Below are 8,605 nucleotides of genomic sequence, written 5' to 3' on the forward strand. Positions count from 1 at the left end.
GCGCGGGACCCTACTGCAATAGCCGCGTATCGATCGGGTGGATTGTGGCGCTGATTATGGTGATTCCGTCGCGCTCCAGCAGCGCTGGATTGAGCAGGTAGTTCTTGGCGAACGGCACGATCACGCAAGGTACCTCCATTGCAGTATGAACAGCAGCGGCGACAAAATCCGTCCCGAGCTGCCGCGTCATGGCCGGCTCGTCCTTCCAGTCGGCGGGTAATTCCGGAGAACTGATCGCCAGGGTGCCGGGCACCTCGATCTCCAGCAACTGATAGGTGGCGGGCAAATCTTCCGCATCTATATGTGCCAGAATTTCAAGCAGCGCCGTGGCGGGATGGTCGGAGCAATATACCATAGGGGTGCCCAGCACGTTCCAGCGGCCGGCGGTGACGGTGCCGCCGATGCCCGACAGGTCGGCGTAGCTGGAAATACGCCAAATTCGCATGTTCAAGCGAACATGCCGTAGTCGATACGATGAAGTTCCTGCTCGACAAGGAAGGCGCCGGTCTCTGTTTGCAAGAGATCGATGGGACGCGCGCCTTCAAGGGCGCGGCTTTCCTTACGCAGCCAGCGCCTCGCCTTCTCAGGATTGGCGAAAACACGGTCGGCCATTTCCGAGATGCGCTCCAGCCGAAGCACGCGGTCCGATTCGCTCGCGGTCAGCTCCTGCTTCAGATCTCTCCGCCGCGCCAAGGTTCGCCGAGGCGCGACGATCTTGTAGAGTTCTTCGTTGGTGAAGCCACGTGCCTTGAGCTTGTCGATGCTGTTCGGAGCGAGGTGAAAGCGGCCCGTTGCAACCCCGGTTTCGCGAAATGCACCATGGTCCGCTGTAATGCTCTTCCAGGTACCTGTCGTCGTCTCACTGAGCGACTTCAACTGATTTGCCTTGGCCATCGAGTTTCTCCAATGCCATTTGCCCGCGAATGTATGCGCAATTGGCACATACTACAAGCGAAGCGGCCACGAGTTCGGGCTTTCCAACAGGGCCGGCCTCGTCTAAAAGCCCGATTATGATGCATTTTGCTCGCGCATTGGCGATTGCGATACGAATTACCAGCCCGGTGTTCCCTGCGGCCTGAGCGCCGCCGGAACCGCCGGGAGTCTTGCGCGTGCCCTCTCGCGCTTTTTCCAGATCATCAACGCATATCGCCCAAAAGTGGGTCCGGTTTTGGGAAAACGATATGTGTCAAAGCGAAGACTTCAACGCCCGAGCTCCTTTGCCGCCGGGCAACGCACATGGCAGACCAATGACCGACACCACAATGACCGACACTGCTGAAACGATCGACTATTCCAAGACGCTTTACCTTCCGCAAACGGATTTCCCGATGCGCGCCGGCTTGCCCGAGAAGGAACCGCTGCTGGTCAAGCGCTGGCAGGATATGGATCTTTATCGCAAGCTGCGTGAAAACGCCGCCGGCCGCACCAAATACGTGCTGCATGACGGCCCGCCCTACGCCAACGGCAACATCCATATCGGCCATGCGCTGAACAAGATCCTCAAGGACGTCATCACCCGCTCGTTCCAGATGCGCGGCTACGATTCGAATTACGTGCCCGGCTGGGACTGCCACGGCCTGCCGATCGAATGGAAGATCGAGGAGCAGTACCGCGCCAAGGGCAAGAACAAGGACGAGGTGCCGGTCAACGAGTTCCGCAAGGAATGCCGCGAGTTCGCCGCGCACTGGATCAAGGTGCAGGGCGGCGAGTTCCAGCGGCTGGGCGTCGTCGGCGACTTCGACAATCCCTATACGACCATGGCCTTCCACGCCGAGGCGCGCATCGCCGGCGAGCTGTTGAAATTCGCCCTGTCGGGCCAGCTCTACCGTGGCTCCAAGCCTGTCATGTGGAGCGTGGTCGAGCGCACCGCGCTGGCCGAGGCCGAGGTCGAATACCAGGATTATGAGAGCGACACGATCTGGGCGAAGTTTCCCGTCGTAAGCCTCGCGCGGCCCGTCATCACCGCCCCTGAAGACGGGCAGCCCGCAACGCTGAGCGAGACCGCGCTCGACTTGCTCGAGGCTCATGTCGTCATCTGGACGACGACACCCTGGACCATCCCCGGCAATCGCGCCGTCAACTATTCGCCGCGCGTTGCCTACGGCCTCTACGAGGTGACGGCAGCGGAGAATGCGTTCGGTCCGCAGCCCGGTGAAAAGCTGATCTTCGCCGACGCGCTGGCCGAGGATGCCGCCGCCAAGGCAAAAGTCACCTTGAATCGTCTTCACAGCGTTTCGGCCGAACAGCTTGGAAGTCTTACGCTTTCGCATCCCTTCAAGGGTCTGAACGGTGGCTACGAATTCCCCGTGCCGATGCTCGCCGGCGACCACGTCACCGACGACGCCGGCACCGGCTTCGTCCACACCGCGCCTGGCCATGGTCGCGAAGACTTTGACGCCTGGATGGACGCTGCGTCGGAGCTGCGCCCACGCGGCATCGACACGACAATTCCCTTCACCGTCGACGATGCAGGCTTCTTCACCAGGGACGCGCCGGGTTTCGGTCCGGACCGCGAGGGCGGGCCGGCGCGCGTCATCGACGACAACGGCAAGAAGGGCAACGCCAACCAGGCGGTCATCGACGAATTGATCAAGCGCAACGCGCTGTTCGCGCGCGGCCGGCTGAAGCACAGCTATCCGCATTCCTGGCGCTCGAAGAAGCCGATCATCTTCCGCAACACGCCGCAATGGTTCGTCTACATGGACAAGGATCTCGGCGACGGCACTACGCTGCGCAGCCGTGCGCTGAAAGCCATCGACGACACCCGTTTCGTGCCGGCCGCGGGCCAGAACCGCATCCGCGCCATGATCGAGGAGCGCCCGGACTGGGTGCTGTCGCGCCAGCGCGCCTGGGGCGTGCCGATCGCCGTCTTCGCCGACGAGGACGGCAATGTGCTGAAGGACGAAGCGGTCAACCAGCGCATCATGGACGCCTTCGAGACGGAAGGCGCCGACGCCTGGTTCGCGGCGAACGCCAAGGAGCGTTTCCTCGGCAACCACGATGCCGCGAAATGGCATCAGGTGATGGACATCCTCGACGTCTGGTTCGATTCGGGCTCGAGCCATGTCTTCACGCTCGAGGATCGTCCGGACCTGAAATGGCCTGCCGACCTCTATCTCGAAGGCTCCGACCAGCATCGTGGCTGGTTCCACTCCTCGCTGCTCGAAAGCTGCGGCACCAGGGGCAGGGCGCCTTACGATACCGTCGTCACCCATGGCTTCACCATGGACGAGGAAGGGCGCAAAATGTCGAAGTCGCTCGGCAACACCGTCGTGCCGCAGGACGTCATCAAGCAGTCGGGCGCCGACATCCTGCGGCTCTGGGTGGTGACGACCGATTACTGGGAAGACCAGCGGCTCGGCAAGAACGTGCTGCAGACCAACATCGACGCCTACCGCAAGCTCAGGAATACCATCCGCTGGATGCTCGGCACGCTCGCCCATGACGATGGCGAGGAGGTGCCGCTGGACAAGATGCCGGAGCTGGAGCGGCTGATGCTGCACCGGCTCGCCGAGTTGGATGAACTCGTGCGCCAGGGCTACGACGCCTTCGAGTTCAAGCGCATCACCCGCGCGCTGCTCGATTTCATGGTGGTCGAGTTGTCAGCCTTCTATTTCGACATCCGCAAGGACGCGCTTTACTGCGACGCGCCGTCCAGCGTGAAGCGCAAGGCTTCCGTGCAGGTGGTGCGCCATCTCTTCGACTGCCTGGTGAAATGGCTGGCGCCGATGCTGCCCTTCACCATGGAAGAGGCCTGGCTCGACCGTCATCCCGATGCCGTCTCGCTGCATCTCGACCAGTTTCCGCAAATCCCGGCTGACTGGAAGAACGAGGCGCTGGCGGAAAAATGGCGCAAGGTGCGGCAAGTCCGCCGCGTCGTCACCGGCGCACTCGAGATCGCGCGCGCCCAGAAGGTCATCGGTTCGTCGCTGGAAGCGGTGCCGGTCGTCACCCTCGACGATGCGGCACTCGAAGCAGCCATTTCAGATGTCGATATGGCCGAGATGGCGATCACCAGCGACTTGGTCATTGTCCATGGCCAGGCGCCGGCAGAGGCCTTTACGCTGGACGATGTCAGGGGCGTTGCCGTTGTGGTCGAGAAGGCCGAAGCGAGGGGGCTGGTCAAATGCGCGCGTTCCTGGCGCTATACCGCCGATGTCGGCAGCGACGCGGAATTTCCCGATGTTTCGGCACGAGACGCCGCGGTTCTGCACGAGTTGAAGGCGCTTGGGCGTATCTGATGCATGTCGCCCAAAAGTGCGAAGCGGTTTTGGGATAACGACATGCATAGGGCAAAGATGCATGTCGCCCAAAAGTGTGTAGCGGTTTTGGGACAACGACATGCATCGGCATATATAAGCCGGTGCAAAAGTGCCACGGCGGGCGGCTGATCGGCCCGCGCGCGTTGCCCTTAACGGGTGGTTGAGGTAAACACGCGAAACTCCGGCCGACAAATTGTCGCCGGATTTCCGTCGCAAGTGGTTGGACGATGGGGACCGGACCTTGGCCGGTGGCGATCGAGAGGCTGTCTAGAGTGGGACTTTTTGGCATGACCGAGAGAACTTGCGTGCGCGTTGCGCTGCTGGCGCCGCTTGTCGTATCGGGCTTCGCCTTGTCCGGCTGCATGGGTTCTCCAACCTACGGCACCGACAAGACCGCGGGCGAACAGCTTGCCGGCGATCTGACCAGCGCCTTTACCATCTCGCCTCAGCGCAAGGAACGGATCGACTACAAGCCGCGTCCCGAACTGGTGAAGCCGGCGCCGGGGCAGAAGGAAAACCTGCCGCCGCCGCAGGAAAGCATCGAGACGGCGAGCGCCGACTGGCCCGAATCGCCCGAGCAGCGCCGCGCCCGCCTGCGCGCCGATGCCACCACCCATCAGGACGATCCGTCCTACCAGTCGCAGATCGTCGATGACGTGCAGACCGATCCTGCCTCGGTGAAGAAGGCGATGGCGGACTCGGGTTCCAGCCACCCGCCACGCTGGACTCCGGCGGATTCGGACGCGAGCAAGAGTCGCGCCAACGAGATCAAGCGCCGCCAGGCCGAAGCCAACCAGGGTGATCCCAATACCCGCAAATATCTCAGCGAACCGCCGGTGCAATACCGCGTTGCCGCCGGCACCGCGCCGCAAAATGACCTTGGCGAGGACGAGTACAAGAAGGAACGCCGCCTCAAGAAGGAAGCGGCCGCCAAGAGCAAGAGCGGCAGCGGCTGGTTCGACTGGATGCCATCCTGGTAAGTACGGCAGACATTTCGTCGCTTTGACGGCGGCGACCCGTTCAGGGTTCCCGCCGCTCCCGGAAAAAATCCTTTAACAGCAAGGCTGCCTCGCTTTCCGCCAGACCCGGATAGATGTCGGGCACATGGTGGCAGGTGGGCGAAGCAAAGAAGCGCACGCCATTGACCACCGCGCCGCCTTTTTCGTCCGCGGCGCCGAAATAGAGCCGGCGCAGCCTGGCGAAGGAGATGGCGCCGGCGCACATGGCGCAAGGCTCCAGCGTGACATAGAGGTCGTGGCCGGTGAGCCGCTCGCTGGAAAGCCTGCGGCAGGCTTCGCGGATCGCCAGCATTTCGGCGTGCGCCGTGGGATCGGCAAGCTCGCGGGTGCGGTTGCCGGCCTTTGCCACGACCGTATCGCCATTGGCGACGACCGCGCCAACCGGCACTTCGCCGCGTGAGGCGGCGGCTTCGGCCTCGCGCAGCGCCAGCGCCATGAAATCCGGCCGCTTCACGCGGTTTCCATTCCGATTATCCCCTCGCTACTCCTGCGCGATCCTGTTATCTAGCGCATGATCCCTCAAAACCGGAATCGGTTTTCGCTGGGGATCGTGCGCAAAATCAAAGTACCGCAGCGTCATTTGCGCGTCCGTGAGGACCCACGGCGCTGTAGCGGCGCAAACGAGAAGGCCACATGGACGACAACGACAAGAAATCCCCGCGCCAAAAAGGTCCGGGCAAAAGCGGTCCGAGAGCGACGGGGCCGCGCCGCGATGGCGCCGCCGGCAAGGGCGGCAAGCCGTCTTTCGGCGCCAAGAAACCTTATGCGCCGCGCGGCGCCCGGCCGATTGCGGCCGAAGGCGAGCGGCCGAAGCGAGACTTCAAGAGCGGCGACAAGCCATTTCGCAAAGGCCCGCGTCCGGAAGGCAAGCCCTTCGAGAAGCGGGAAGGCCCACGCAAGCCATACGCGCCGCGCGGCGATCGTCCGGTGGCCGCCGAAGGCGAGCGGCCGCAGCGCGATTTCAAGCGCGCGTACAAGCCGCGCGAGCCGGGCGAAGCGCGCGCTGAAAGACCGTTCCACAAAGGTCCGCGCCCGGAAGGCAAGCCCCCGGAAGGCAGGCCCTATGAGAAGCGCGAGGGCGCGCGCAAGCCTTACGCGCCGCGTGGCGATCGTCCGATGGCAGCCGAGGGCGAACGGCCGAAGCGCGACTTCAAGCCACGCGGCGAACGGCCGGCTGCCGCAGCGGCGGATGGCGAAAAGCGCTTCGAGCGTCCCAAGCGTGATTTCGGCGATCGCGCGCAGCGCGACGCCGGCGATCGTCCCAAACGCGACTTCGCCGACCGACCCAAACGCGATTTCAGCGATCGCCCCAAGCGCGACTTCGGTGGCGATCGCCCACAAGGCTTCAAGCCGCGCCCGCGTCCCGCCGATGCAACGGAAGAGGCCGGCGAGCGCATCGCCAAGCGGCTGGCCCGTGCTGGCCTCGCTTCGCGCCGCGATGCCGAGGAACTGATCGCGGCCGGCCGAGTCAAGGTCAACGGCCGGGCTCTCACTTCGCCGGCCTTCAACGTCATGCCGGGCGACATCATCCATCTCGACGGCATGGAGATCCCGCCGATCGAGCGCACCCGACTGTTCCTGTTCCACAAGCCCGCCGGCGTGGTGACCACCAACCGCGACCCCGAGGGGCGCAAGACCGTCTTCGACGTGCTGCCGGCCGACTTGCCGCGGCTGATGACCATCGGCCGGCTCGACATCAACACCGAAGGCCTGCTGCTGCTCACCAATGATGGCGGCCTGTCGCGCGTGCTCGAACTGCCGGCCACCGGCTGGCTCAGGCGCTACCGCGTGCGCGTCCACGGCAAGGTCGAGGAAAGCGCGCTCGCCGGCTTGCGTGAAGGCATTGCCGTCGACGGCGTCTTCTACGGCGCGATCGAGGCCTCGCTCGACCGCGAGCAGGGCTCGAATGCCTGGCTAACGATTGGCTTGCGCGAGGGCAAGAACCGGGAAGTAAAAAACATCCTGGGTTCCCTCGGCCTCGATGTGACGCGGCTGATCCGCATTTCCTACGGGCCGTTCCAGCTCGACGAACTGCCGGAGGGCCATGTGCTGGAGATCAAGGGCCGCGTGCTGCGCGATCAGCTCGGCGAGCGCCTGGTTGAGGAGTCCGGCGCCAATTTCGACGCCGAGATCACCAAGCCGTTCTCCAACAAGCCGGTGCGGCGCACCGAACCGCGCCCGGAAGAAGTCGAGCGGCCGAAATTCACCCGCGACGGGGTCGATCGCCGCCCGATCGGCGAGGGCGGGCTGATCAAGAACCGCAAGCGCCGGGAAGGCAGCCGCGACGAGGCGCTGGGCAAGCTCTCGACAAGTCCCGAAAGAGGCGCGCGGCCGGAAAAGAGTTTTGGCGAGCGCGGCCCAAGGCCTGAGCGTAGCGATTTTGGCGACAGACCACGCGGCGGCTTTGGCGACAAACCGCGTGGCGGCAAGCCGGGCGGCGGCAAGAAATCCGAGCGCGAGCAGCGGCCGATCGAGCCGCCGGGCCAGCGCAAGACCAATGTCTGGATGGCGCCGGGCGCGCGTCCCATAGGCAAGGGCAGGGCGGAAGCCGATGCCGCCAAGGCGGCAGAGGCCAAGGCGCGCAAGGCTTCGTTCAAGCCGGCCTATGGCAAGCCAGCTGGCGCAAAGCCGTTCGGCAAGCCGCGTGGCGAGCGTCCCGATGGCGGCGGCAGGGGCGGTGAGCGACGCGGCGGTGGCCCCAAGGGTCCCAAAACCAGATGAGAATCGTCGGCGGTGAGTTTCGCGGGCGTCCGCTGGCGACGCCGCGCGATCATGCCATCCGCCCGACCACCGACCGCACCCGCGAGGCGGTGTTCAACGTGCTGGCGCATCGTTTTCCGCAAAGCCTTGCGGGCGCGCGGGTGCTCGACCTGTTCGCCGGCACCGGCGCTCTCGGCCTCGAAGCGCTCTCGCGCGGCGCCGCCTACGGCGTCTTCATCGAGGAATCGGCCGAAGGACGCGGCCTGATCCGCACCAATGTCGAGGCTTTTGGGCTGACGGGACGTACGAAAATATTCCGCCGTGACGCCACGGCGCTGGGCGAGGCCGGCACGCTTTCGGCTTTTGGCCTGGTCTTCGTCGATCCGCCCTATGGCAAAGGCCTCGGCGAGCGCGCCCTGCGCTCGGCCAAGGCCGGCGGCTGGCTGCTCCCGGGCGCGCTCTGCGTGGTCGAGGAGGCGGCATCGGCGCCGTTTGAGGTTGGACCGGGATTCTCGGTGGTCGATGAACGAAACTATAGCGAGACGGTGATCCGGTTTATCGAGGTTGGGTGAGGCGGCGGTGTCGAATCCGCTAGGTCGAGTTCCTTCGCGCCCCCCTCTGTCC

Annotated in this window: 7 protein-coding genes; 4 read left to right on the forward strand and 3 right to left on the reverse strand. The window is 64.4% G+C overall.

The annotated features are described in order from the left end of the window. Nucleotides 1–10: 10 nt before the first annotated feature. The gene (locus tag C9427_RS00110; protein WP_107647212.1) at nucleotides 11–445 is read right to left on the reverse strand and encodes an RES family NAD+ phosphorylase; all 435 of its coding nucleotides are present in this window, start codon (nucleotides 443–445) and stop codon (nucleotides 11–13) included. Nucleotides 446–447: 2 nt separating this feature from the next. Then, nucleotides 448–894 carry a type II RES/Xre toxin-antitoxin system antitoxin gene (parS, locus tag C9427_RS00115; protein ID WP_107647213.1) on the reverse strand — a complete coding sequence of 149 codons (447 nt, stop codon included), beginning with the start codon at nucleotides 892–894 and terminating at the stop codon, nucleotides 448–450. A 368-nt stretch (nucleotides 895–1,262) separates the two neighbouring features. Between parS and ileS the strand changes: the two genes are divergently transcribed. Both ileS and C9427_RS00125 read left to right on the forward strand, forming a co-directional pair. Continuing rightward, the gene (gene ileS / locus C9427_RS00120; RefSeq protein WP_107647220.1) at nucleotides 1,263–4,241 is read left to right on the forward strand and encodes an isoleucine--tRNA ligase; all 2,979 of its coding nucleotides are present in this window, start codon (nucleotides 1,263–1,265) and stop codon (nucleotides 4,239–4,241) included. A 308-nt stretch (nucleotides 4,242–4,549) separates the two neighbouring features. Next, a complete protein-coding gene (locus tag C9427_RS00125) occupies nucleotides 4,550–5,242 on the forward strand; it encodes a hypothetical protein (protein WP_107647214.1) in 693 nt (230 codons plus the stop codon). Nucleotides 5,243–5,282: 40 nt separating this feature from the next. On the opposite strand, the gene C9427_RS00130 is transcribed toward C9427_RS00125, so the two are convergent. After that, nucleotides 5,283–5,735, reverse strand: a complete 453-nt coding sequence (locus tag C9427_RS00130; RefSeq protein WP_107647215.1) for a nucleoside deaminase — start codon at nucleotides 5,733–5,735, stop codon at nucleotides 5,283–5,285. Nucleotides 5,736–5,914: 179 nt separating this feature from the next. On the opposite strand from C9427_RS00130, the gene C9427_RS00135 reads away from it, so the two are divergent. Further along, nucleotides 5,915–8,002: a pseudouridine synthase gene (locus C9427_RS00135; protein ID WP_107647216.1), complete on the forward strand. Its 2,088-nt coding sequence runs from the start codon at nucleotides 5,915–5,917 to the stop codon at nucleotides 8,000–8,002. Next, nucleotides 7,999–8,553, forward strand: a complete 555-nt coding sequence (rsmD, locus tag C9427_RS00140; RefSeq protein WP_107647217.1) for a 16S rRNA (guanine(966)-N(2))-methyltransferase RsmD — start codon at nucleotides 7,999–8,001, stop codon at nucleotides 8,551–8,553. Before C9427_RS00135 ends, rsmD begins: the two co-directional genes overlap by 4 nt. Nucleotides 8,554–8,605 lie beyond the last annotated feature (52 nt).

It is taken from the genome of Mesorhizobium helmanticense, from assembly GCF_003034915.1.
GTDB lineage: Bacteria > Pseudomonadota > Alphaproteobacteria > Rhizobiales > Rhizobiaceae > Mesorhizobium > Mesorhizobium helmanticense.